The sequence below is a fragment of the Rhodopirellula sp. MGV genome (assembly GCF_002251265.1).
Taxonomy (GTDB): Bacteria; Planctomycetota; Planctomycetia; order Pirellulales; family Pirellulaceae; genus Stieleria; species Stieleria baltica_A.
The window spans coordinates 118,283-142,015 of record NZ_NPDI01000005.1; the positions used below are offsets into that span (position 1 = coordinate 118,283).

At 56.8% G+C, this 23,733-nt stretch carries 19 protein-coding genes and 2 pseudogenes; 12 read left to right on the forward strand and 9 right to left on the reverse strand.

Annotated elements, in window-relative coordinates; translation table 11 throughout:
- Positions 1–13: 13 nt before the first annotated feature.
- From CGZ80_RS02910 to CGZ80_RS02940, 7 genes are all read right to left on the reverse strand, one after another.
- Positions 14–1,252, reverse strand: a complete 1,239-nt coding sequence (locus CGZ80_RS02910; protein ID WP_094411261.1) for a DUF1573 domain-containing protein — start codon at positions 1,250–1,252, stop codon at positions 14–16.
- Between the two features lie 73 nt (positions 1,253–1,325).
- Positions 1,326–3,767 carry an O-antigen ligase family protein gene (locus CGZ80_RS02915; RefSeq protein WP_158222523.1) on the reverse strand — a complete coding sequence of 814 codons (2,442 nt, stop codon included), beginning with the start codon at positions 3,765–3,767 and terminating at the stop codon, positions 1,326–1,328.
- Positions 3,743–4,891, reverse strand: a complete 1,149-nt coding sequence (locus tag CGZ80_RS02920) for an MraY family glycosyltransferase (RefSeq protein WP_233148188.1) — start codon at positions 4,889–4,891, stop codon at positions 3,743–3,745. The genes CGZ80_RS02915 and CGZ80_RS02920 overlap by 25 nt, the downstream gene beginning before the upstream one ends.
- A 1-nt stretch (position 4,892) precedes the next feature.
- Positions 4,893–6,239: an acetyl-CoA carboxylase biotin carboxylase subunit gene (gene accC, locus CGZ80_RS02925; protein ID WP_094411263.1), complete on the reverse strand. Its 1,347-nt coding sequence runs from the start codon at positions 6,237–6,239 to the stop codon at positions 4,893–4,895.
- Between the two features lie 6 nt (positions 6,240–6,245).
- Positions 6,246–6,734: an acetyl-CoA carboxylase biotin carboxyl carrier protein gene (gene accB / locus CGZ80_RS02930; protein ID WP_094411264.1), complete on the reverse strand. Its 489-nt coding sequence runs from the start codon at positions 6,732–6,734 to the stop codon at positions 6,246–6,248.
- A 41-nt stretch (positions 6,735–6,775) separates the two neighbouring features.
- Complete coding sequence (locus CGZ80_RS02935; protein WP_094411265.1) at positions 6,776–7,861, reverse strand: M24 family metallopeptidase; 1,086 nt, start codon at positions 7,859–7,861, stop codon at positions 6,776–6,778.
- A 118-nt stretch (positions 7,862–7,979) separates the two neighbouring features.
- Positions 7,980–8,588: a hypothetical protein gene (locus CGZ80_RS02940; protein WP_233148189.1), complete on the reverse strand. Its 609-nt coding sequence runs from the start codon at positions 8,586–8,588 to the stop codon at positions 7,980–7,982.
- An 822-nt stretch (positions 8,589–9,410) separates the two neighbouring features.
- Between CGZ80_RS02940 and ccoN the strand changes: the two genes are divergently transcribed.
- From ccoN to CGZ80_RS02985, 10 genes and pseudogenes are all read left to right on the forward strand, one after another.
- On the forward strand, positions 9,411–11,741 hold the full coding sequence (gene ccoN / locus CGZ80_RS02945; RefSeq protein ID WP_198953618.1) for a cytochrome-c oxidase, cbb3-type subunit I: 2,331 nt from the start codon (positions 9,411–9,413) through the stop codon (positions 11,739–11,741).
- A gap of 87 nt (positions 11,742–11,828) precedes the next feature.
- On the forward strand, positions 11,829–12,008 hold the full coding sequence (locus tag CGZ80_RS02950) for a hypothetical protein (protein ID WP_094411370.1): 180 nt from the start codon (positions 11,829–11,831) through the stop codon (positions 12,006–12,008).
- Positions 12,001–12,648 (forward strand): cbb3-type cytochrome c oxidase N-terminal domain-containing protein, encoded by a 648-nt coding sequence (locus tag CGZ80_RS02955; protein WP_233148190.1) that lies wholly within the window; start codon positions 12,001–12,003, stop codon positions 12,646–12,648. The genes CGZ80_RS02950 and CGZ80_RS02955 overlap by 8 nt, the downstream gene beginning before the upstream one ends.
- Before the next feature lie 20 nt (positions 12,649–12,668).
- On the forward strand, positions 12,669–13,610 hold the full coding sequence (gene ccoG / locus CGZ80_RS02960; protein ID WP_233148191.1) for a cytochrome c oxidase accessory protein CcoG: 942 nt from the start codon (positions 12,669–12,671) through the stop codon (positions 13,608–13,610).
- Between the two features lie 44 nt (positions 13,611–13,654).
- Entirely contained in the window at positions 13,655–14,074 is a 420-nt protein-coding gene (locus CGZ80_RS28445; protein WP_233148192.1) for a FixG Ig-like domain-containing protein, read from the forward strand.
- Positions 14,074–14,619: a FixH family protein gene (locus CGZ80_RS02965; RefSeq protein ID WP_094411268.1), complete on the forward strand. Its 546-nt coding sequence runs from the start codon at positions 14,074–14,076 to the stop codon at positions 14,617–14,619. Before CGZ80_RS28445 ends, CGZ80_RS02965 begins: the two co-directional genes overlap by 1 nt.
- Positions 14,616–15,401 carry a sulfite exporter TauE/SafE family protein gene (locus tag CGZ80_RS02970; protein WP_233148193.1) on the forward strand — a complete coding sequence of 262 codons (786 nt, stop codon included), beginning with the start codon at positions 14,616–14,618 and terminating at the stop codon, positions 15,399–15,401. Before CGZ80_RS02965 ends, CGZ80_RS02970 begins: the two co-directional genes overlap by 4 nt.
- Positions 15,402–15,423: 22 nt before the next feature.
- The gene (locus CGZ80_RS02975) at positions 15,424–17,919 is read left to right on the forward strand and encodes a heavy metal translocating P-type ATPase (protein ID WP_094411269.1); all 2,496 of its coding nucleotides are present in this window, start codon (positions 15,424–15,426) and stop codon (positions 17,917–17,919) included.
- On the forward strand, positions 17,916–18,101 hold the full coding sequence (ccoS, locus tag CGZ80_RS02980) for a cbb3-type cytochrome oxidase assembly protein CcoS (RefSeq protein ID WP_094411270.1): 186 nt from the start codon (positions 17,916–17,918) through the stop codon (positions 18,099–18,101). Before CGZ80_RS02975 ends, ccoS begins: the two co-directional genes overlap by 4 nt.
- A pseudogene (locus tag CGZ80_RS02985) lies at positions 18,091–20,333 on the forward strand (heavy metal translocating P-type ATPase). Before ccoS ends, CGZ80_RS02985 begins: the two are co-directional and overlap by 11 nt.
- Here the strand turns inward: CGZ80_RS02985 and CGZ80_RS02990 are convergent.
- Positions 20,334–21,356: an NAD-dependent epimerase/dehydratase family protein gene (locus CGZ80_RS02990; protein WP_094411271.1), complete on the reverse strand. Its 1,023-nt coding sequence runs from the start codon at positions 21,354–21,356 to the stop codon at positions 20,334–20,336.
- A 178-nt stretch (positions 21,357–21,534) separates the two neighbouring features.
- Between CGZ80_RS02990 and CGZ80_RS02995 the strand changes: the two genes are divergently transcribed.
- Entirely contained in the window at positions 21,535–22,014 is a 480-nt protein-coding gene (locus tag CGZ80_RS02995) for a hypothetical protein (RefSeq protein ID WP_143543714.1), read from the forward strand.
- 195 nt (positions 22,015–22,209) lie between these two features.
- On the opposite strand, the pseudogene CGZ80_RS03000 reads toward CGZ80_RS02995, so the two are convergent.
- Positions 22,210–22,592, reverse strand: a pseudogene (locus tag CGZ80_RS03000) (GxxExxY protein).
- Between the two features lie 405 nt (positions 22,593–22,997).
- On the opposite strand from CGZ80_RS03000, the gene CGZ80_RS03005 reads away from it, so the two are divergent.
- A complete protein-coding gene (locus CGZ80_RS03005) occupies positions 22,998–23,642 on the forward strand; it encodes an MOSC domain-containing protein (RefSeq protein WP_094411273.1) in 645 nt (214 codons plus the stop codon).
- Positions 23,643–23,733 lie beyond the last annotated feature (91 nt).

Consider the following 23,733-nt stretch of genomic DNA (forward strand, 5'->3'; position numbering starts at 1 on the left):
ACGCCGCCGACGTTTATTGCCGAGGTTCGATTAACACTTTGACCGCGATCCTCATACGGCCGACCTTGGGATTATCGGATTCAATCCACACCCAACCAAAGTCATCTTCATTCTTGCCCAACAAGTCGATCGTCTCTTCACTTGCCGTCAATTTCAGGATGATCGGAAAAAGGCGTGTCTCTTCACGACCGATCGGTTTTCCGAGTTCTGCGCTGACCACGCCGGCTGGGTAAGATTCACCAATGCTAAGGTTTGTGGCGTCTTTCTCGCTACCCTTGAGCGCCAGAAGGGCTTTGTATTCCAGCTTGTCATCGGGGCCGAGTCGGCCGAGGTTCCAAAAGTAGCTGCCATTCTCGGTCGTCTTGACGTACGTATTTTGCAGCATTGACAACGGGCCAACGACTTTGCCAGCAATTTCGGTCGTGCCGTACAGTTCATCGCCCATCGGTTCGCCATTTTCATCAACCTTGGTGAACACGACGATCATTCGCGTCGACAGGGGGCCCTGGCGAAGACCGGGTTTGACATTGACCTTGATGTCGAATGCTTGCTTCGCGTGTGCGTGAGCGGTATCGCCGTCTTTGGGGTCGTACTCTTGAGCTTCAAATTCAGCCAAAGGGGTGAACGCTTCGTTGCTGAATTCGCCCGCTTTGATTTTGATTTTGTCGTCCATGAAGCTGAAAAACTTCGTCGACAATTCGAATGAGTCACCCACCGTTACGTTACCAAAGGTGATCAAATCGGGCTCGAATTCGATGTCACGAATGATCCGTCCGACAACCATCAGCCGGATCGCTGGCCTGGCGGGGTCGTTGGTTCGCAGTTCGGCGGATTGCTCAAACGTCGTTTTGTCCGACGCGACGGTCCATTCCAGTTCGACGGAGGTGGTTTCGCCTGGCGCGACCGAGCTGTCCTCCAGCGATCCGAGTGTGCATTTACACGTTGTGGCACCTAGTTCCAAAGTGAGTGGCTCGGAACCAACGTTTTTGATGACAAAGGTGTGCTTGCCTTTCGTGCTTGGCGGCATCGCACCAAAGTCGTGCGTCGCGCTGTCTTCGACTTCGGCTACCGCCCCGCTGTCGCTGTGGAACTGCTTGAGGTGCTCCATCACGTTGTCGGATGTGATGTTCCCGGTGTAGTCAATTTCACCGAAAAATGCCGGTTTCGACGCGTACTGCACGTAATTCGTGGTCCAACCGATCGATGCACCGACGACGACGGATACCAATAGGATGAGCCAAAAATATTTCACGGGAGTTCAGTCCTGTGCGGTGGGATCAGCGTGGAGGAGATGGAACGTGAACCCTGCTACGGCAAATCCCAGCCTATGGTTCGGTCGGCCAGCCGGGGATTCGGTTAAATAGCACCTTAATCCGCTCTTGCTGTGGCCGGTCGCTCGCCGCCACGCCGATCGGGCGAACGACATAGACAAATTGCAGGCCCAGCAGCCGAACAACATTCCCACCTAGCTTCGACAGCCCCCCCGCTTGATGTGCGAGCTCGGCTGCCTGATCGTCGCGGCCCAGTGCCCTGGCGACTAAAGCGGCTTGGGCCAGCAGCGAAACGTCGGTTGGGTTGTTAGGAACGACAGCTTGTAAAATCTGATCCGCTCGCTCGAGGTCCTGCTGTTGCCCAAACCGCTGGTACACATGCAGGTACTGTTCGGCAATGGTCCGTCTAGCCAGAGGGTCCACGCCGCAGCGTCGTAAAGCCTCTTCGGTCGCTTCGACCCAGTTCTGTCGATCACGAGCACTTCCCGAACCGCTGCTGCCGGCACTTCCACTGACAAGGCGTCGCTTCATCATGTCGCTCATCCAAACCGCCGGCAGCGTGTCCCACGGGTCGGCCTGCACCGCGGACTGGATGTCATTCACCGCCCGCTGTGACATACCCTGAATCGCTGCGTACTCGGCCTGTGCCATCGCCACTTTGGCTTCGGTTACCGGTAGCAGCGACGTCGATCGAAACGCCAGCAACAACATCGCTGCCACAAACAACACCGCCAGTGATGCTTTCGCGGCGAGCGGCGAAGGCAAGAATTGAGAACCGGCCGTCGCGTCGGTTTGCGGTGAACGGGTTGCGATTGCGGCGACGATCCAAATCACCATCGCGACGCCTGGCACGGTCCAGCCGCCGGACACACACAAGTGAATCATCATCGCGAGCAGTGCTGCGCTCGCGCTGGAACGCAGGTGGATCCCGCGCTTAGCCGGTTCAACCGAGGAAGGCTGCCCGCAAAGCCACCAGACGATGCCGCCGGAAATCGTTGCGGCTGGTATCGCCAGTGCCCATCGCAGGAGGTCGATGTCTTCGCCAGAAATGACGCCCAGTAGCTTGACCACCAAGGTGGATGCGATCGCCCCGATCAGCATGGCGTGGGCGAGGTGGAGGTTGGGCTTGTTGGAACGGGACTCGTCGCCTCGTCCACTGTGTTTATTGTTGGGGGACTCGTCGCCTCGTCCACTACGTTTGGAATGGTAGAGGGTGAAGGCTAGGGCCAGGAGCAATGCTCCGGCGATGAAGCCGCCTGCGGCTAATGTCTCGAAGAAAAAGTTGTGTGGGTCGGCGATCGTTTCGTTTGCTTCCGGAACCCGGTAACGCAAGTACAGCGACTGAAACGATCCAGGGCCGACGCCGAACCACGGATAGTCCATCAACATCGCGACGGTCGATTTCCAGTACTGCAGCCGGAACAGCAACGATGCAGGTGCCGCATCGATCCACTCCGCATCGGACAATAGCCCCACCAAAGCGAACACCAATGCGACCGCGATCGCACCCACGGTGATTGGCAGTGCAAGTCGTTTGCGTTTGAGAGGCGAATCGCTGTCCGATGATTGATCGTTGAAGACGCCGCCGAGCAAGAAGACTGTTGCGATCAAACAAGACAGCAATCCGCTGCGGCTTTGCGTTCCCGCCAAGGCAACGCCGCCGACCGTCATCGCAAGCAAGCCCAGTCCGGCCGCCCAGCCGGGGAATCGTTTTTGCCGCCAGCCCATGATTGCTGTCGCACCTGCAATCACCGGTACAGACAAAAGCGCGGCCAGCGAGTTGGCCAGCAAAAAGGTCGACGTCGGCCCACCGTCCAGCAAGCGATTGGCAAACACCATCCGGGCCGCCGATTGCCGTGGCGCATCGATCCCGGCTTCTTGAATCATCTTGTCCGGATCCGCAAGGTAATCCGCTTGCATCTGCGGGATCGTCACCAAGAACTGGTAACACGCGTCAACCGACATCGCAAATGTGATTGCGACCAAGATTGACACCGCCATCACGCGACACGACTTGTCGGTCAGCAATCTGCGAGCACTCGTCAGCAGAGCTGCCGCGGCGATCCAGAACCATGCTTCATTGGTGCTACTGCGAAGATTTCCGGGCGGGCACATTACTAGCGCCGACACCATCATCCAGATTGCCAACAGCCATGCGGCCGCATCGACCGAGACGCCGCCGAAGCATCGACCAACCGTCGAGGTTGCTGCCGCTTTCTCTCCGCTGGCGACCCAAGGCTCCGAAATCATGGTCAGCGCCCAGGTCACCAATCCGAACGCACAAAACCAGACTCCACCACCGTGTTCAAGTTCAACGCTATCGCTGGGGTGGAACGCGACATAAACCATCACCCCTGCAAGCGCGGCTGCTGCCAGCAACCGGCACCATCGCGACCACGCGGGGACATCCGCAGCGTCACCACCGGCGCGAAACGGCGATGACGCGACTGACGTCTCCGCAGGCGGCTTGTTTAGTCGTTGCTTTCCTTTCGCCATCCGGTCGATTCCAAAATGACAACCAGCAACAACATACATGCGACGATCCCAAGGACCGCGGCGGCCTGGAGCACTGTGACGTGCACCAACAAGAGCGATGCCAATCCGCAGGTCGCAGTGACCAAGTGAATCGTGAGCACCGCTTGCGTTCGCGACAAACCGAGGTCGACCAAGCGGTGTGAAAAGTGGCTGCGGTCACCGACAAAGATACTGCGGCCCTCACGGATTCGAATCCACAGCACCGTCCCCATGTCGTACATCGGGATCGCCATCGCACACAAAGGCGCGAGCACCGCGTGCGGTCGCTGGACCGAAGCATCGGGCGCGGTCGCAAACGTCGCCATTAACATCGACACCGCGATCAGAAATCCAACCAGGTAACTGCCGCCATCGCCCATGAAAAGCTTCGCGGGCGGACGGTTGTGCCACAAAAAACCGAGCAGCGAACCACAAACGCAAAGCAGCAGTCCGGCTACAAACAGCTGAGGCATGCTGCCACTCGCACTCGGCGTGGTCAGCATCACGGCGGCCATCGATGCGGCAATGATCGCGGCCACACCTCCGGACAGCCCATCCATATTGTCCAGCATGTTGAATGAGTTGATCACCGCGACGATCCACACCACCGACATCGCATTGGTCAGTGAAGGTGCGCCGATGAACGCGGTCAACCCGAACCCCATGCCATAGACGACAAACGCGGCGACACCAAATTCAACCGCCAATCGCAAGCGTACCGGGGCGCCACGACGGTCATCCCAGATGCCCAGCACGAACAGCACCGTGCCGGCGCCAAGCAAGCTCCAGAGCTGCGGCAATCGGGAGCGAATCCCCGAAAAGAAAACGGTGACTGACTCGGGAAGATCCAGCAGCTTTCCCAGTCCAAGGTCGAACCCGCAAACGATCAGCGTGCCGGCGACCATCGGCAGCATGATGCCCAGCCAGATCCCGATTCCGCCGCCAAGCGGCGTGACCTTGGTGTGGGTGCTATGGCCGCCTGGGTTTGCAATCAGGCCAAGTTGACGTGCATAGCGACGGATCGGATACAAGCTGATCAGACTGACCAGCAGTGGCGGAACCACTGCCAGTCCGAGCAACCATCCGAGCAGCGCCGAACTGGTCAACTTACTTGCCCATCAGTTCGCGTTCGACGAACTTGGTGTCGTGCTTGCCTTCGACAAACAGCGGGTGCTGCAACACGACATCGTGGAACGGAGCGGTGGTCGAGATTCCGTCGGTTTGGATTTCGGCCAGTGCACGTCGCATCGTCGCGATCGCTTCTTCGCGGGTCGGGCGATACACGATCAGCTTTCCGATCATCGAGTCGTAGTGCGGCGGAACGGTGTAGCCGCCGTAAACGTGCGAGTCGAATCGGACGCCAAGTCCACCAGGGGCATAGAACTTGTTGATCTTGCCGGGGTTCGGCATGAAGTTCTTGTCTGGGTTTTCGGCGTTGATACGGCATTCGATTGCATGCCCGGTCACGGTGATCTCGTCTTGCGAGAACGACAGTTTCTCACCGGCTGCGACGCGAATTTGCTCCTTGATCAAATCGACGCCGGTGATCATTTCGGTCACGGGGTGTTCGACTTGGATCCGCGCGTTGACTTCGATGAAGTAGAAGTCGTCATTTTGGTCGACGATGAACTCGACCGTGCCGGCGTTGCTGTAGTTGGCACCGCGGATCATTCGCACGGCGGCTTCGCAAATCGCTTCGCGTTTTTCCGCTGGCAAGTTCGGGCTCGGTGCTTCTTCGATCAGCTTTTGGTGCCGGCGTTGGACGCTGCAGTCACGCTCGTAGAGGTGACAAACATTGCCGTGGTTATCGGCGATCACCTGGACTTCGACGTGTCGTGGTGACGTGATGAAGCGTTCCAAGTACACGCCGCCGTTGCCGAATGCCGCTTGGGCTTCGGTGCGGGCCTGATTGAGCGCCTTTTCCAGCGAATCGGCGTCTTCGGCGACCCGCATGCCTTTACCGCCGCCGCCGGCGGTGGCTTTGATCAGCACGGGGAAGCCGATTTTGTTGGCGGTGTCGATCGCTTTTTTGTCGTCTTCGATCAGCCCGTCACTACCTGGCACCACGGGAACGTTGTTGGCGATCGCCATCGAGCGGGCGGTGTTTTTGTCGCCCAGCTTTTCCATCGCCTGAGGGCTAGGGCCGATGAATTCGAATCCGCTTTCACGGCACACTTCGTTGAAGTGGGCGTTCTCGGAAAGGAACCCATAGCCGGGGTGGATCGCGTCGGCGTCAGACACCTCGGCGGCGGCGATGATTTGGTCAATCTTCAGGTAGCTGTCCGCGCTCTTCGCTTCGCCCACGCAGTAGGCCTCATCGGCCAATTGCACGTGCATGGAATCTTTATCGGCCGTGCTGTAGACGGCGACCGAACCGATCCCCATTTCTCGCAAGGCGCGAATCACTCGGACCGCGATTTCGCCGCGGTTGGCGACAAGTACTTTTTGAAACACGGTGGATTAGCTGTTCGGTTGGATGCGGAACAAAGGCTTGTTGAAATCGACGGCTTCTTGATCAGAAACCAGGATCTCAACAATCTTTCCGCTGCATTCTGCCGGGATCTCGTTGAAGACTTTCATCGCTTCGATGATACAAACGATCGTATCGGGGTTGATCATTTGGCCAACCTGGATGAACGACTCGGCTTCCGGATTCGGCTTGGAATAGTAGGTTCCGACCATCGGCGAGTTGATGGTGATTGTTCCGTCGTCGACGTTCCCAGCTGGTGCAGCAGCGGCCGGTGCCGGTGCGGCATGGGCGACGGGAGCGGGCATTGGCATGGCGGCTGGTGCCACTGATACCGTCGTTCCCCGACCCAATTTGATGCGGTCGTCGCCTTGCTGGAGGTCTACTTCGGTCAAGTCGTGTTCTTCCATCAACTTGACAATATCCCGGATGCGGTCGAGCTCGAATACGCTCTCGCCGCTGGATTGCTTGCCTTTACTCATGCCTGTCTCGTCAGGTGAAGATCGTGTAATTGGCGGAGGTTTTACAGGATCAGATGACAATCAGCGAGTCCCTTTGGGAAACCACTGAGGACTTCGTTTCCTTCGTCAGTGACCAGCACGTCATCTTCGATTCGGATGCCAAACTCTCCTTCAAAATACACACCCGGCTCGACTGTGATCACCATCCCCGGCTGAAGAATGTCTTCGCTCACCCCTGAGAGGCGAGGTGACTCGTGGATTTGCAGCCCGACGCCGTGGCCGAGCCCGTGCACAAAATACTCGTCCAATCCCGCTTTTTTCAGTACTAAACGCGCCGCTTGGTCGACATCCCTCGCGCTCGCGCCCGGCCGAATCGCCTCGATCGCGGCAAGCTGAGAATCCAAGACCGCTTGGTAGGCTGACTCGAATTTGGCTGGCGGATTTCCGAAGTGAAAACACCGCGTCAGGTCGCTCGCATACCCTCCCAGATTGGTTCCCCAGTCAACCAATAAAGTTGGATGATCGCCAATCACCGTGTGGTCGGGACTGTAGTGCGGCTTCGCACCCCCCGGTCCGGCGCCGATAATCGGGTTGAAACTGAATCCCGTCGCGCCCAGTCGGCGAATTGTCGATTCAAGCTCATACGCGACTTCCATTTCGGTCCAGTCTGGGCCGAGTTTCGCCAAAACCGACTGCAACGCCCGTTCATTGATCCGGATCGAACTGCGCAAGACCTCGATTTCTTCGGTGTCCTTGATCATCCGCTGACGCAGGACGATGTCGCTGGTGTCGACCCACTCAATGCCATCGAGCTTGCTTTTGATCGCGTTAAACGAAGCGACAGTCATGCAGTTGGATTCGATCGCGATCTTCGCCGCACCGCTGCCAGACAAGACGCCAGCGACAAACTCGTCCGCCCGCTGCGATGGCGATTTGATTTCGTAGGGCAGCCCTGGGCATTCTTCATCGAGTTGTTCTTTGTAGCGACCGTCGCTTAGCATGACCGCGCCGGAGGGGGTCACCAAAAGGGACGAGCTGTCGCCACTGAAGCCTGTCAGGTAACGAACGTTGATCTCGTCAACGATGTAGATCGCGTCGGCGCCGATTTCGCCAAGCTGTTCGGTCAGGGCTTCGATTCGCTCACTCATGAATATTCCGCAGTCGGTGAAGTGGTGCAGTGTGGGGCAGAGATTTTAAACGACAGAACCCAGTTCGCCGATCCGGCTGGCTGCCGCTTGCGATCGAGTGCCAAATTGGGGCTGCGAACTAGTGGTGGTCTGGCAGACTGCGATCGAGGTGGCGTTGGTTGACGTGTACGTGGATCTTGGGGTGGTTTTCCTGAAACCAATCCCAGCCCTCGCCGCTCACTTCCGCATCGTCCAAATACAGCGAGCTGAGCCTTGGCAACGTCGCGATCTGCTTTAAGCCATCGTCGTTGATCGGCACGCCGATTAGATGCAGCGTCCGCAGGCTTTCGAGCTTCGAAATCGCGTCAGCAACCTCAGGCCCCAAGCGTTCGCTTCCCAGTCGCAAATTCTTAAGCGAAGGCAACTGGGCGAGCTCGCGAACGCCTTCTGTGGTCACCATCGACTGGGGAAGATTTAAAATTTGCAGCTTCGGATGCTGAGCAATCTCACGCAGCCCCGCGTCCGTGATCGGGGACTCACGCAGTCGCAGGTGAATCAGTTCCGGAAGTCTGGCGACCGCACGCATACCTTCGTCGGTGATCCGGCCCCGGTCGACCGTCAGTGTTTTCAGCCAGTCGTCGCTCGCATCGAGGAGTTGCAGTGCGTCGTCATCGATTTGCGACTCCACGAACTGAACCTTCGAGCCGCTGCCGCTGCGGCCATTGGTGAGTTGTTCTTGGATTGTCAAATCGGCTGGCCGTTCCGCTGTGGTGGTTTGCGACGCGGACGTGTCCTCGCCAGGCGTTTGGGCTGACTCCGGCTGGTTGCAAGCAACACAAAGCAACAGTCCGAGCGCAAGCGGAGCGAGTGTGCGATTTTGTTTAGGAAGCCGGGGCGTGAACCGTCGGACTGGAATTGGATCTTGTGAATCGCCTCGGCGTGGTTTACCAGGGTGCAATGACTGACTTAGTGTGGACTGACTTGGCGCGGAGAACATGTGGTACGATATGCCGGGATTCGGTGAAGGTATGCGTCGTGGAGTCACTCGCGGAACTGTTTCGCGGTCGGCTGTGACGATCTGTAGCTGCAATGAAGTTAATCTATCGGAAGCTTCATCGCCGAATGAACAAATCCATGGAACGGATGGGGCACAACGTTCTCCAGTTCTTTCCGTGAACACAGGGTTAACGCCAAAGCATCGAGTTCGAATTCAGCATTTCAGTTCACGTGTGCGATAAGGCACGTTTAGTGACAGGCTGTCATCATGGTTGCGTCAAAACTCCTTGTTTATCAACACCTTGCGTTGTTTTAAACGCTTCGCTAGTGCGGCAAAGCGTCACGAGAGCCTCCCGATTTGCGGCGTTTCGCCGCGATGGACTTGTCCAGCAAAAATGCCGCTCTAAAGTCGCGGTTGCATTTGCTAAACATATTGCGTTGCTGATACAGAAACCTGACCAGGGTTCGGCCGTTTCAGCCATCCCAATTCACCCGCCTTACAGATTAGATCGTTGCGATGGAAACCAGCGGTGCCACCACATCGGACACTGAAGTATCAAAAACCGATTCCTCGATGGCGGTGCCGTCAATTGAATCCGGTGAGTTGGAGTCATTTAGCTATGACGACGCGATCGTCCGCCTGTTTGCGACGGCGACCATCATCTGGGCGCTGGTGGGAACACTCGCCGGTTTGATCGTCGCCGTGCTGCTGGTGATGCCAAGTATCTCTGAAGGCATCCCGTTCATTAACTTCGCGAGACTGCGTCCGCTGCATACCAACGCAGCGATTTTCGCTTTCGCCGGAAACGCGATCTTCGCCGCGGTTTACTACAGCACCCAGCGTTTGTGCAAAGCTCGGATGTGGAGCGACGTGCTCAGCCGACTGCACTTCTGGGGCTGGCAACTGATCATCGTGCTCGCCGCGGTCACGATTCCGTTCGGGATCACGCAAAGCCGCGAGTACGCCGAGCTGGAATGGCCAATCGACTTGCTGATCGCAGTCGTCTGGTTGTTCATTTTCGGCGGCAACTTTTTGATGACGCTGATCAAACGCCGCGAGCGACACATGTACGTCGCGCTGTGGTTCTACATCGCAACGATCATCACGGTCGCTGTGCTGCACGTGTTCAACAACCTGTGCGTGCCTGCCGGTTGGTTCAAGGGCTACAGCGTCTATGCGGGTGTCCAAGACGCGTTCATGCAGTGGTGGTATGGCCACAACGCGGTGGCGTTCTTTTTGACGACGCCGTTCCTGGGGCTGATGTATTACTTCCTGCCCAAGGCCGCCGACCGCCCGGTCTTCAGTTACAAGCTCAGTATCATCCACTTTTGGTCGTTGGTGTTCATTTACATCTGGGCCGGACCTCACCACTTGCACTTCACCGCGCTGCCTGAATGGGCCAGCACGCTGGGGATGTTGTTCAGTGTGATGCTGTGGATGCCAAGCTGGGGCGGGATGATCAACGGTCTGTTGACCCTTCGTGGCGCCTGGCACAAAGTGGCTGCCGACCCTGTCCTGAAGTTTTTCGTCGTCGGCGTGACGTTCTACGGCATGTCGACTTTCGAAGGCCCAATGTTGTCGGTCAAGTCTGTCAACGCACTGAGTCACTACACCGACTGGACGATCGCACACGTTCACTCTGGTGCACTCGGCTGGAACGGCTTCATGGCGTTCGGCATGTTGTACTGGCTGTTGCCACGCATTTACCAAACCAAAATCTGGAGCGACAAGCTGGTCAGCTTGCACTTCTGGACCGGAACGATCGGCATCCTGCTGTACATCATTCCGATTTACGCGGCCGGTCTGATGCAAGGCTTGATGTGGCGAGCGATGGACGAGACGGGCAACCTGATGTACCCGGACTTTGTCGAAACCGTCCAGTCGATCGTGTTCCTATGGTGGTTACGTGTCCTCGGCGGTCTGTTGTATGTCAGCGGCGTTTGCATGCTGTGCTTCAACACCCTGATGACTTGGTTTGCTCGCCCTGCGACCTACGACGTCCCCGTTTATACCGCGCCGAAACTCAGCAAGTCGTACAGCGAAGCGAAGCCGGCGAAGGACACCGAGTACAACGAAGTTCCGATGTTGGACCTCGGTAAGAACATGTCGGTTTGGGCCAAGATGGGCTGGCACCGACGCTGGGAACGCCTTCCAGTGACGTTCACGATCCTGGTGACGATCGCCGTTGTCGGCGCGACTTTGTTCGAAGCGGTCCCGACGTTCTTGATCCGTTCAAACATCCCAACGATCGCGACCGTCGAACCTTACACGCCGCTGGAACTTTACGGCCGGCACATCTATGTCTCCGAAGGCTGCTACAACTGCCACTCGCAAATGATTCGCCCGATGGTGGCCGAAACGAAGCGTTACGGCGAATACAGCAAACCTGGCGAATTCATTTACGACCGTCCGTTCCAATGGGGCAGCCGCCGAATCGGTCCCGATTTGGCACGTGAAGGTGGCCGTCAAAGTAGCTTCTGGCACTGGCGTCACTTTGAAAATCCGGCAGAGGTTTCGCCCGGTTCGGTCATGCCGAGCTACCAGCACCTGCTGAACGAAGAACTGAAGTTCGATTCGATCGCACCGCACGTCAAAGCGGCTTGGTACCTCGGTGCACCCTACGATGACGAAGCACTCAATAACACCTCGGAAGTCGCTTACAAGCAAGCCGAACGTGTTGCCGCAGAAATCGTTTCGCAAGGCGGACCGGCGAACAAGATGGACCGTAAAGCAGTCGCGTTGATCGCGTACTTGCAGCGGATCGGGGTCGACTTGTTCAAGACTCCTGCCCCCGAACAACCGGCGGCTGATGCGGAAGCACCTGCCGAAGGAAGCGAAGAAGCTGCGGAGGCGGAAGCCGAAGTGGCCGACAATGCCAGTCCCTCGAACGCTTCGGCGGGCTGATCATCAACGTCGTTTCGAACCGGTCGCGGTGAACGACACTGATGCAGGTGTCAGGCCGGTTCGGTGACTATTGCAACCAAACGAACCATGATTCGAGACATTGTTTCCTACCTCGATTACTCGGTCTGTGCCGAGATCGCATTGGCGCTCTTTGTGGGAACGTTCGCGATGATTACCTACGCGGCGCTGCGTCTGAGCAAAAACGCGACGGACCGATTTGCATCCATTCCGCTTAGCGATCAACCCCAGGATCCCCGAAGTGAGTGATACACCTAAAACTGACCACGCCTACGACGGTATCGAAGAGTACGACAACCCTCTTCCCGGTTGGTGGAAATGGTTGTTCATCGCCTCGATCGTTTTCTGCCCGTTTTATTGGGTGTTTTACCACAGCGGCACCAAAGGCCGCACCCTGGAAGACGCCTACAACGTTGCGCTGGCCGAAAACACTCGGTTGCAATTCGAAGAGATCGGTGAGTTGAAGCTCGATGGTCCGTCGATCGCCAAATTCATGGCCAAGGATAGTTGGGTGAAGGTCGGCGAAGCGGTCTTTCGCGCCAACTGCGTGTCCTGCCACGGTCGCGATGGCGAAGGCAAAGTGGGCCCGAACTTGACTGACGAAGCGTTCAAGAACATCGCTGAAATCGGTGACATCGGCAAAGTGATTGCCAATGGTGCCGGCAACGGTGCGATGCCCAAGTGGTCGAACCGTTTGCATATCAACGAAATCGTTTTGGTTTCTGCCTACGTCGCCCAACTTCGTGGCAAGAACGTCGAAGGCCGACCGGCCGAAGGACGGCAAATCCCGCCATGGCCCGCACCACCAGCGGATGACGAAGAAGCATCTGATGACGCGGCCAAAGAAGACGGCGCTGCAAAGGAGGCTGACGCAGAACAACCAGCGTAGCCCTAACCCCATGTACGACCATGACATCCAAAACCGTTCCTGAAAACGACGCACTCCTTGACGCTCCAGATCATGTGCTCAGCACATTGGAGAAAGATGGCTCTCGTCGTTGGTTAAGGCCAAAGTTAGCGCCCGGTTTTTGGTGGCACAAACGCCGTATCATCGCGTACATGTTGATGGTGATCTTCGTCGCCATCCCACACCTCCAGGTCAACAACAAGCCGCTGATTTTGCTCGACATCGCGGCGCGCAAGTTCACGATCTTTGGCCGAACCTTCCTGCCAACCGACACAATGCTGTTGGCGCTGCTGATCCTGACGGTGCTGTTCAGTATTGTGCTGGTCACGGCGGTCGCCGGACGCGTTTGGTGCGGTTGGGCTTGCCCTCAAACGGTTTACATGGAATTCCTGTTCCGGCCGATCGACCGGCTGTTCGAAGGAACAAAAGGTAAAGGCGGCAAACCGAAGAAAGGAATGAACGGTGCGTTGCAAGTCGCACGCTTCGCCGTCTACGTTGTGCTTTGCGCGTTTTTGGCCCACACGTTCTTGGCCTACTTCGTCGGTGTCGAGCGTCTTTCCGAATGGGTTCAGCGATCGCCCGTGGAACACCCCGTGCCGTTTTTTGTAATGGTGTTCACCGTTGGCTTGATGCTGTTTGATTTTATGTTCTTCCGCGAACAGCTGTGTCTGATCGCTTGTCCGTATGGCCGGTTCCAATCCGTCATGCTGGACGAACAGTCGATGGTCGTTGCCTACGATCACATCCGTGGCGAACCACGTAAAAAAGGCAAGCACGCACCGGATGAAAAAGTCGGCGACTGTGTCGATTGCAACCAGTGCGTCGTCGTTTGCCCCACCGGCATCGACATCCGCAAAGGCTTGCAGATGGAATGCATCAACTGCACTCAGTGCATCGATGCGTGTGACTCGGTGATGGAGAAGGTCGCTCGCCAACAGGCCTGATTCGATACAGTTCACAGGATTCGATCGCCGGGAAGGTCCGGCGATTGTTCCGCGCAAGAACGATCGTCTATCCACTGATCCTGCTGTGCCTGATGACCGGATTGGTGTTCGCAATTTCCACCAAGACCGGATTCGACTCGCGGATCATTCGCCAAACAGGCGCACCGTTTACGCTGCTGCCAAGCTTGAAAGTGTCGAACCAATTCCGCTTGCGGTTGGTCAACCGTACTGACGAAACACAATCGTATTCACTGTCGGCCGAGCCCGATTTGGGGTTGGGTTTCGAAGTGATGGATCCTGACAAAATGACCATGGATGCCGGTAAATCACAACTGGTGCCGATCAACATTACGTTTGACGCTTCGCTGACACGTGGCTCCGGTCGCAAAGAAGTCACGGTGACTGTCAAAGACAGCAGCGACAATCAACGCGAGCTCGATTTTTATCTCCTGGGACCACGCTGATGAACCCGACCGACGCATCGTCCAACTCACCAACAGCACTTCCAACCGAAGTTGCCGAAAAACGCGCGAAGCGGTTTTGGATTTCGTTGGTGCTGTTTTTGTTCGTCATCCAAAGTGTGATCATGGGATCTGTGATTCACTTGGCGATCGGGGACCCGGCATTCGCCGTCGTGCCGAACTACCACAACGCGGCACTGAACTGGGACGAATCACGTAAGGCCGCATTGGCCGCAGAACGCTTGGGCTGGCGAGTCAACTTGAGCGCATCCGATGTCGCTGATCAACGCGGTATGCGCGCTTTGGAAGTGATCATCGATGATGTCAAGGACAATCGCCATATCGATGACTTAGATGTGACAGGCAAGCTCTATCATCACGCCCATGCCGACCAACCGGTTGAGTTGGAACTGAAAAGCGTTGGTGAAGGCCGGTATCTCGTACTCGCGCCGGCATCACTTGCCGGTTTATGGCAATTGGAATTGGCAATCGACGGTGGTCCCGAGCCAATGACCAAGTCGATCACGTTCAACGTCAAGGCCGGATGATGACATCTCTCGTTGTACTCGGAAGCGCCGTCGTCACCGCCAGTGTCATGGGCAGCATGCACTGCGTCGGCATGTGTGGCCCGCTGGCCATTTGGGCCAGTGGCAGTGGTGACAACGCCGGTAAGAAAACAGTCGCCGCGTCCACGACGCTGTACCACATCGGTCGCTTGACAACCTATGCGATCGCCGGCGCGATTGCCGGTTTGATTGGCAGCCTGATCGATACCGGTGGCAGCATGGTCGGTATCCAAGTCGCCGCGGCACGCTTCGTCGGGACCGCGATGGTTCTGATCGGTGCCTACAAACTGGTCAGTGTTTGCTGGCCCAAGTCGACCTCCAAAGTTGTCGCCCCATCGGCCGTCGGGAAGCTGTTGGTGAAACTTCGTCCGTACGTGTTCGGACTGCCGATCCTTTGGCGGGCCTTTGCGACAGGCTTGCTGACCACACTGTTGCCTTGCGGTTGGCTGTACCTGTTTGCCTTGATCGCTGCCGGTACCGGTTCGCCGCTGGGCGGGGCAGTCGTGATGTCTGCATTTTGGCTTGGCAGCGTTCCCGCACTGACCGCGTTGGTTGCTGGCGTACGAGTGCTTTCGCAGCGTTATGCCCGCTTGATCCCTGCTGCCGCAGCACTGTTCCTGATTACAGCCGGACTGTTCACGGCATCGGGCCGTGGCTTTGCCGGATTCGACGCGTTCGATGAACTCGCCTCCGAAGGATCTTTGCTGGAACAAGTCGAGCAAACCGACGAAAAGCTGCCGCCTTGTTGTCAAGTAAAACAGTAAGGCTCCTGTTGCAGATTGTTCCGTGACGCAGTCGTTCAATACCGAATCGCAGCGCCGTTCTGACGGTGCGTCCAGCAGGAAAGAGCTTCCCTGCGTCCATTGTGGGTTGCCGACGCCTTGCCAAGCCGACTGCGATCCACGAATCGTCTTTTGTTGCAGCGGTTGCCGCCAAGCTTATGAATTGATCCACGGTTGGGGTTTAGACGATTACTACGCGATTCGCGACCAAAGCACTGTCGCAGGATCGGTTCAGGATCTCTCCGCCGCCGGCTGGGAATCGTTTGACGACGAACTGTTTCTCGGGGCGTCTACGCCCGTTGCACACGACGACGGCACAATGTCGACGGAATTATCTGTCACCGGCCTCCACTGCGCCGCGTGCGCATGGTTGATCGAAAATGTCGCCGCACGCACCGACGGCTGGCTGCTGGCACGGGTGAAGCTTAATCACCATACCGTGCGATTGGTGTTCAACCCACAGCGGATCAAGCTCAGTCAAATCGCTCGCTTGATCGCAAAGCTTGGCTATGGCTTGGCACCGCTGACGTCCGAACCCACCGACCGCTTCCGCAGCGAAAACCGTGCGATGCTGATGCAGATCGCGATCGCGGGATTTTGTGCCGCCAACGCGATGTGGATCGCCGTCGCGCTCTATGCCGGTGATGCTTCCGGCGTCGCACCCGAGCATCGAATCTTTTTACGCATCGCCGGAACCGTCTTGGGATTGGCTTCCGTGCTCTTCCCCGGTCGCACGTTCTTTATTAGCGCATTGGCATCGATCCGCACTCGCACGCCGCACATGGACTTGCCGGTCGCACTGGGGCTTGCCGTCGGCTCAACGGTCGGTCTTTATCACGCGATCACTGACAGTGGTGAGATCTACTTTGATTCGCTCGCGATGCTGGTGTTCCTGTTGCTGATCGGACGCTGGATTCAGTTCAGACGCCAGCACCACGCGGCCAGTGCGGTTGACTTACTGCTGCGGATTACGCCACAGCATGCTCGCTTGGTGAGTGGCGAGGATGACGAAGGCCGATTGGTTCTGACATCGGGGCTCGCTGCTGGTCAAACCATCCGTGTTGCCGCCGGTGAAAGTATTCCCGTGGATGGCATCTTGCGGCGTGGGCATTCGACGATCGACCGGTCGCTTTTGACTGGCGAAAGTGTCCCCGTGTCGGTCGAAGTTGGCGAGGACGTTACCGCTGGAACCGTTAACTTGTCCCGTCCGATTGAGATCGAAGTCACCGCGATCGGAAAAGAAAGCCGGATCGGCCAGGTAATGCAGTCCGTCGAATCGGCAATGCAACGCCGGACTCCAATCGTACAACTTGCCGACCGCATCGGCGGCGTGTTCGTTGTGGTCGTGACAGTGCTCGCCGTCGTTGCCTTTGCTGTTTGGTTGCCACAAGGGCTGGATTTGGCAACGGCCAATGCGACGTCGTTGTTGATCGTTGCATGTCCTTGTGCGCTGGCTTTGGCAACACCGCTAGCGGTCGCGGTGACGTTGGGGCGAGCGGCAAAGCGAAAAATCTTGATTCGCGATGGCGACGTTTTCGCGAAGCTTGGAAAACCAGGCGTGGCATGGTTTGACAAAACAGGCACGTTGACCGAAGGGCGTCCGCGTGCGGAGTTGATCTACGGCCCGGAAGAGATTTTGGCAGACGCCGCCGCGATCGAATCAGAGTGTCGGCACCCCATTGCCAATGCGATCATTCGCGAAGCCAGTCTGATTTCTCAGCAGACAAATCCTCAGCAGCCATCTCTCGTCGCAACCGACGTGGAGGTGTTGGTCGGCGGAGTCACGGGAATGGTCGACGGTCGACGGGTTACGATCGGCAATCAACCGTTGATGGATCGGCAGGAGATTGAAATCTCGCCCCCGATCTACAGAGCGATTGACCAGTGTGGCGTGGAAGGGATTTCGCCGATCATCGTTGCGGTCGATGCCGTGGCGTTAGCCGTCATCGGGGTTGCTGACCGGCTAAAGTCGGATGCGAGTGCCATGATTACAGCACTGCAAAAGCAAGGTTGGCAGGTTGGCATCCTTTCGGGGGATCATCGAGATGTCGTCCAAAACGTCGCGCGCCAACTTGGCATTGAGCGGGACAGTGCGTTGGGTGATTTGTCACCGGAAGACAAACTGGCCATTGTCAGCGACAAAAAGCAGCACCCGGTGATAATGGTGGGCGATGGGGCGAACGATGCGGCGTCTTTGGCGGCCGCGGATGTGGGAATCGCCGTACGGGGCGGGGCTGAAGTCAGTTTACAAGCCGCTTGCGTCTTCGTTGCCAGTGGCACTTTACGCAGCATTGTTGAACTGCTTCATGCTTCCCGGGCGTGCAACAAACTGATTGGAACGGCCTTTGCGGTTTCCCTTGCCTACAATGTCTTTGCCGTCGTGTTGGCAATTGCAGGTTACATCAGCCCGCTGATCGCTGCGATTTTGATGCCGATCAGCTCGATTTCGGTCCTTTCGATTACTTTGGCTTGGCCAACCTTCCGTGCGGTGGAATCATGAGTGTTCTCTTTATCGCATTACCAATAGCGTTGATGCTCGGTGGGGCGGGACTTGCCGCATGTTTGTATTGCATCCGTGATGGTCAGTACGATGACCTGGAAACCCCATCGGTGCGCATCCTCGTGGACGAACGGCGTGTCGATGATTCCAAACGGATGTTAGAGCAAACGCATGCAGACTAATCTTTCGCCTACCGAAAACGAACGCGTTGAATTTTCCGTTGGTGGGATCACCTGCGCGAATTGTGCACGTTCGATCGAAAAATCTCTTTCCCGTAACTCCGCCGTCCAATCTGCGGTCGTCAATGTGACCGGCGGGCGCGTGCTCGTCGATTTCGACCCGACCGCTACCGACCGCGAAGACCTGGCCGAGGCGATCCGCCAAACCGGTTTCACGGTCCAAAGCGACGACCAAGAGGCCGAAACCGAGGCCCATCATGTCGAACGTCGTGCTCATGTGTTGATGTGGCTGGGTGTTGCCCTGACGCTACCGCTGTTCATCCTCAGCATGGGGCGTGACTTTGGGTTGTGGGGCGAATGGGCTTCGGCGTCTTGGGTGAACTACCTGATGTTCGCGATGGCGTTTCCCGTTCAGTTCGTCGTCGGGTCCAAGTTTTACCGTGGAGCCTATCGAAGCCTGCGTCATGGCGTTGCCGACATGGACGTGCTGGTCGCGATGAGTACCAGCGTCGCGTTCGCGTACAGCATCGCCGTGATGATCGCGATCTCGATGGGCAGCCACCTTCTCGGCCACCACGTTTATTTCGAAACCTCCGCGACGATCATCACGCTGGTGATCCTTGGCCACTGGATCGAAAGCCGTGCGCGGGCAAAAACCGGCGATGCGATTCGTGCACTGTTGAACTTGCAATCGAAATCCGCTCGCGTGCTTCGCAATCTGCAAGAGGTCGAAGTCCCGATCGACGAAGTCACCCGCGGGGATATCGTGGTCGTCCGCGCTGGTGAAAAAATTCCTGTCGACGGCATCGTGATTTCGGGTCAATCCGACGTCGACGAAAGCATGATCACTGGCGAAAGCGTCCCTGTCGCCAAGCAAAAAGATAGCGACGTCATCGGTGCGACGATGAACTGTGAAGGACTATTAAAAGTCCGCGCGACCGCCGTCGGCAAAGATTCTGCCTTGGCAAAAATCGTCCAACAAGTCAACGAAGCTCAGGCCACCAAAGCCCCCATCCAGCACATGGCCGATCAGATCTCGGCCGTGTTTGTTCCGATCGTTGTCGGCGTTTCTCTGCTTTCGTTTGGTGTATGGTTCTTTGTGGTTGGCGATCCGCTGGCGGCGATGCTTCGCATGATTGCCGTGTTGATTATCTCCTGTCCCTGTGCGATGGGACTGGCGACACCGCTTGCCGTCACTGTCGGGATGGGACGCGGTGCAAAATCGGGCGTGCTGTTCAAATCCAGTGGTGCGGTCCAGCAGGTTGGACAAGTCAACCACGTTGTGTTGGACAAAACCGGCACCGTGACGATGGGGCAACAATTCGTCACCGATGTCCTGCCTGCTGAGGGATTTAGCAGCGACCAGCTTTTACGCTACGCCGCGAGCGCAGAACACGGCAGCAGCCATCCGATCGCCAAAGCGGTCTTAAATCGTGCCAAAGAATCTGGGCTCGACTTTGAATTACCGGACGATGTCCAAACGGTTGCCGGACGCGGCATCGAGGGGGCACTCGGTGGACAACAATTGCGTGTCGGCCGATTGGACTACGCCTTTGATGCAATCCCTGATTCGATCGACAAGCAAGCGGCTGAGGTCCGATCGCAAGCCAAAACCGTCCTCGGTGTTTCTGTCGATGGACGCCCCGTCGGATTGATCGCTGTCGCGGATAAAATCAAACCCGAAGCCGCTGCCGCGATTCGTAAGCTGAACGAACAAGGGATCGCCGTTTCGATGTTAACAGGCGACAATCAAGAAACGGCGGCCGCCGTCGCGGCGCAAGTCGGGATCGACGACGTCATCGCAGAGGTCTTGCCCGGCGAGAAAACGGATCGCATCGCCGAACTACAACGCCAAGGCACCGTGTTGCGATGGTAGGCGATGGGATCAACGATGCCCCGGCACTTGCCAAGGCTGATGTCGGAATCGCGATCGGTACCGGAACCGATGTTGCGATCGAAGCCGCCGATGTGACGTTGTTAGGTGGCGACCTCGACGGCGTGTCACGCGCGATCACATTGTCCAATGCGACAATGCGAAACATCAAAGAGAACTTGTTCTGGGCCTTCGCATACAATGTCGCGTTGATTCCCGTTGCTGCGGGAATTCTTGCCGGCGTCGATGCCGTGCCATTGTGGCTGCGAGAGCTTCACCCGATCACCGCCGCTTTGGCAATGGTCGGTTCAGACTTTGTGATCGTCACCAACGCGTTGCGTTTGAAACGACTAAAGCTGTGATCACAGCCAGCCGTGTTCGCGATACCACGCCACGGCTTCATCGATTCGCTGTTGAAGCGTGGTGTTGAAACGCATCCCGGTTTCGCGTTCAAGTTTTTCGCTACTGCACAACCAAGCCCCTGCCGCGGCTTCGCGAGCCTTATCAAGGTTCAAGATGTGCGGCTTCCCGCGTAGCTTTGAAATGAACTGGTTGCCACCAGCAACCAGTCGCAAGGTGTGATGTGGGATTCGGAGAATACGTGCCCGCTTGCGACCAAGTGATTGGGCGATCATGTGGCCAAGCTCTGCGTAGGTCGGCTGCTCGGGTAACGTGGCATAGTAGACTCCATCGCAAAACGGATGGCTGGTGAGACGCTGACCGAAGCGTGCGACGTGAAGTAGGCAATCACAAAGATCGTCGGCACCGATCACCGAAAACTGGTGGTCAACATAGCCAGGCACCAAATGAACGCCCCAACGATCGATCCCTCGATACATGTCAAAGCCATCGTGATCGCCAGGCCCAAGCACGATGGGAGGACGGACGATCGAGATCGGACATTGATTCGCGAAGCTACGGATCGCCTCTTCGCCTGCAAGTTTGCTTTTACCGTAGTCTGATACCGGAGCGTTCGGGTCTTCCTCAACACGAGGCTTTCCTGGTTTACTCGCCCCCGCGGCTGCTAGCGACGACACATGCAGCATGATCGGTGGCGACGTCATCGCCGAACAAGCGGCAGCGACATTTCTCGCGCCATCGACATTGATCTTGTCAAAGTCCGCACGTCGAAGCTCCTTGGTCGACCCTGCAAGATGGAAGACCGCATCAATCCCTTCAAAAGCGTCGCGGATTGAATCAATTTGCTGCAGATCACCTGTGACGATTTGTGGGGCAAACGGATCAAGTCGTGAGGTGTCGGATGACTCGCGAACCAAGCAGGTGACGTTGAGATTCGCTCGCGTCAGACACTCGACCAAGCGGCGTCCGATGAAGCCGGTGCCCCCAGTTACCAAGACGCGTCGAATGTCACCGTGATCGTTCATGAAGATTGTGCGACGTTACCAGTTTCTGACAACCAAAAGCCTGGACAGCGGAACGGGCAAACCTTCTGATTTCGCACCACCTGATTCGACACCGCTCGATGGCGAACCTGCTGCCCCTCAACCACGGGGACGAAGCTCTTTAGTGGCTCGTCAATTCTCTTTTCAATCGTAGAACAAAATGAACGCCGGTCTACTTATTCAGGTCTGTGGACTACCGCTAATTCTATTGTTGGCGATTTTGTCACTGGGGCTATCTGTGGCGGCTCTGTTGCTTTTCATCAAAGCTCGCCGCGAGAATTTGCTGGCCGCGTTCCTGCCGCTTTGCTTTTTGCCGGTGCTGGCAAGCCTATCGGTGTCATTCGTCGATTTGCTCTCGTCGATCGATCGAATGTTGGGGCAATCCGACGGAATGCGTGACCCAGCGTATTTCGTGTTTTTGTTAGCCACGAATCTGATGTCGATCTTGCTGGGTGTGTGTGCTTCGGCAATTCCAGCCACGATCGCGATGACTGGTCGTTGGGCACTGGCTTGGCAAGCAAGCGGCTTGCGATTGTTCCCCGAACGTAGTGCCGATGAATCAACACGTGCGTTAGACAATGAAGCTTGGATCAATCAAGAAGCAGACGACTACCTCGAACAACTTGTGCGTCCCAAGTAGATCTCTCGCAGTCCGCCGGTAAGTTTCGGTTCTGCCGACCTGACGTTGCGGGCCAGCGATCGGAATTTTTTTACCGCAGAGGACGCTGAGAACCGCAGAGTGCAGAATCCAAGTACCTTCTGCGGTCAATCTATCGGCTAACGCTATTTCTGCATCACAAGTGATTGTGAGATCCTTGTCCGTAGCCGCTACACGCTACCCAGGAAACTGGTTGACGAGACGCTTGATCCCTTCTTTCATTCGAGGAACGTTGAAATTCAGGAGGAGCCCGACGCTGAGATTGGAAAGTTTGAGATATGACAACAGTTGAGCATCGTAAAGCGAAATCATTTTCTCCACTGACTTCAGTTCGACGATGACTTTGTTTTCAACCAGCAGATCGAGACGATAGCCAACATCCAGCTTCACATCACGGTAAACCACCGGCAATCCAAGCTGCTGAACGACACCCACCCACGATCTCGGAGCTCGTATGCAAGGCAAGCTTCGTAGGCGGATTCGAGAAGTCCAGGCCCCAGCGAAGAATGTACCTTGATTGCCGAGTCGATGATCTGACCAGTTAATTCGTTGAGTTCCATAACCGGACTCCCATGATGACTTAAAGGGAACGCAATTTAACTACCGAGCTTTCCATCCTACAAAATTCCTCTGCGTTACCCTGCGTCCTCTGCGGTTAACATTTCTGTAGCAACTCTCTTGACTTTGTAACGAACAAAGTCGCTCGCACCGCATCGGCAATCTGAGGTGGCCTGGATTTTGCCAGCCGGGTCAAATAGTGAGTTGACCGCAGAGGACGCTGAGAACCGCAGAGTTCAGCATCCGAGATCCCTCTGCGTTGCTTCTCGGTCTCTGTGGTGACATTTCTGCTGGTGATATCTTTCCGGTGATGGCATGTTGCCGCGACGTCGCGTGTGGTCGTTCGATATTGACGGCTCAGCTAGAATTGCAACGTCACCCCCGTCATCTCTCATGCAAGCTGGTCGATGAGCACGATTGAATCGATTCAAGTCGGAACGGTTGTTACCGAAGGCGATCCGGACACCAACGACGTTGCGAAACGCCACTGGACCAGCGCGTTCAATAAAACGGCGATCGCTGGTGCTGCGGCCGTAACGACATTGGGAATCACCGGTGACCATGTCGCTGATCACAAACACCACGGCGGGGTGGACAAGGCGATTCTGTGCTATGCGGGAGCGCATTATCCCGCATGGCAAACCGAATACCCTCACCTCAGTTTCGCCGGCGGTGGCTTTGGCGAAAACTTGACCTTGGCAAGCTGGGCCGAAGGTGACGTCTGCATCGGCGATCGCTGGCAAGTCAACGATTGCCAGTTCGAAATCAGCCAACCACGCCAACCGTGCTGGAAAATTTCGCGTCGATGGCAAGACAAGACGATGACCAAAGCCGTCGCCCAGACGGGACGCACCGGCTGGTATATCCGAGTCACACAAGAAGGCTCGCTGACCGCCGGTGATTCGATCGAATTGCTTGAACGCCCCAATCCGAACTGGTCCGTCCGCCGTGCCAACAACATTCTGTTCGGTCGCGAGGTCGATCGGGCAGCGGTCATCGAACTGATGAATTTGCCGCAGTTGTCAGACGAATGGAAAGCCGCGATCGCCTGACCGGATGCCGCAATCGAGGATCGACACCGTCAGGGATTAGCCAGGCCGCGCCGTCTTTCATAGAATCGGTGCTGAACCCTTCGGCAAATGG

Bases quoted from the DNA above. Each gene is read 5' to 3' on its own strand.
- CGZ80_RS02970 (WP_233148193.1), top strand. From the start codon at position 14,616: ATGATGACATCTCTCGTTGTACTCGGAAGCGCCGTCGTCACCGCCAGT.
- CGZ80_RS02915 (WP_158222523.1), bottom strand. From the start codon at position 3,767: ATGGCGAAAGGAAAGCAACGACTAAACAAGCCGCCTGCGGAGACGTCA.
- CGZ80_RS02935 (WP_094411265.1), bottom strand. From the start codon at position 7,861: ATGAGTGAGCGAATCGAAGCCCTGACCGAACAGCTTGGCGAAATCGGC.
- ccoN (WP_198953618.1), top strand. From the start codon at position 9,411: ATGGCGGTGCCGTCAATTGAATCCGGTGAGTTGGAGTCATTTAGCTAT.
- accB (WP_094411264.1), bottom strand. From the start codon at position 6,734: ATGAGTAAAGGCAAGCAATCCAGCGGCGAGAGCGTATTCGAGCTCGAC.
- ccoG (WP_233148191.1), top strand. From the start codon at position 12,669: ATGACATCCAAAACCGTTCCTGAAAACGACGCACTCCTTGACGCTCCA.
- CGZ80_RS02950 (WP_094411370.1), top strand. From the start codon at position 11,829: ATGATTCGAGACATTGTTTCCTACCTCGATTACTCGGTCTGTGCCGAG.
- ccoS (WP_094411270.1), top strand. From the start codon at position 17,916: ATGAGTGTTCTCTTTATCGCATTACCAATAGCGTTGATGCTCGGTGGG.
- CGZ80_RS02995 (WP_143543714.1), top strand. From the start codon at position 21,535: ATGAACGCCGGTCTACTTATTCAGGTCTGTGGACTACCGCTAATTCTA.
- CGZ80_RS02965 (WP_094411268.1), top strand. From the start codon at position 14,074: ATGAACCCGACCGACGCATCGTCCAACTCACCAACAGCACTTCCAACC.
- CGZ80_RS02990 (WP_094411271.1), bottom strand. From the start codon at position 21,356: ATGAACGATCACGGTGACATTCGACGCGTCTTGGTAACTGGGGGCACC.
- CGZ80_RS03005 (WP_094411273.1), top strand. From the start codon at position 22,998: ATGAGCACGATTGAATCGATTCAAGTCGGAACGGTTGTTACCGAAGGC.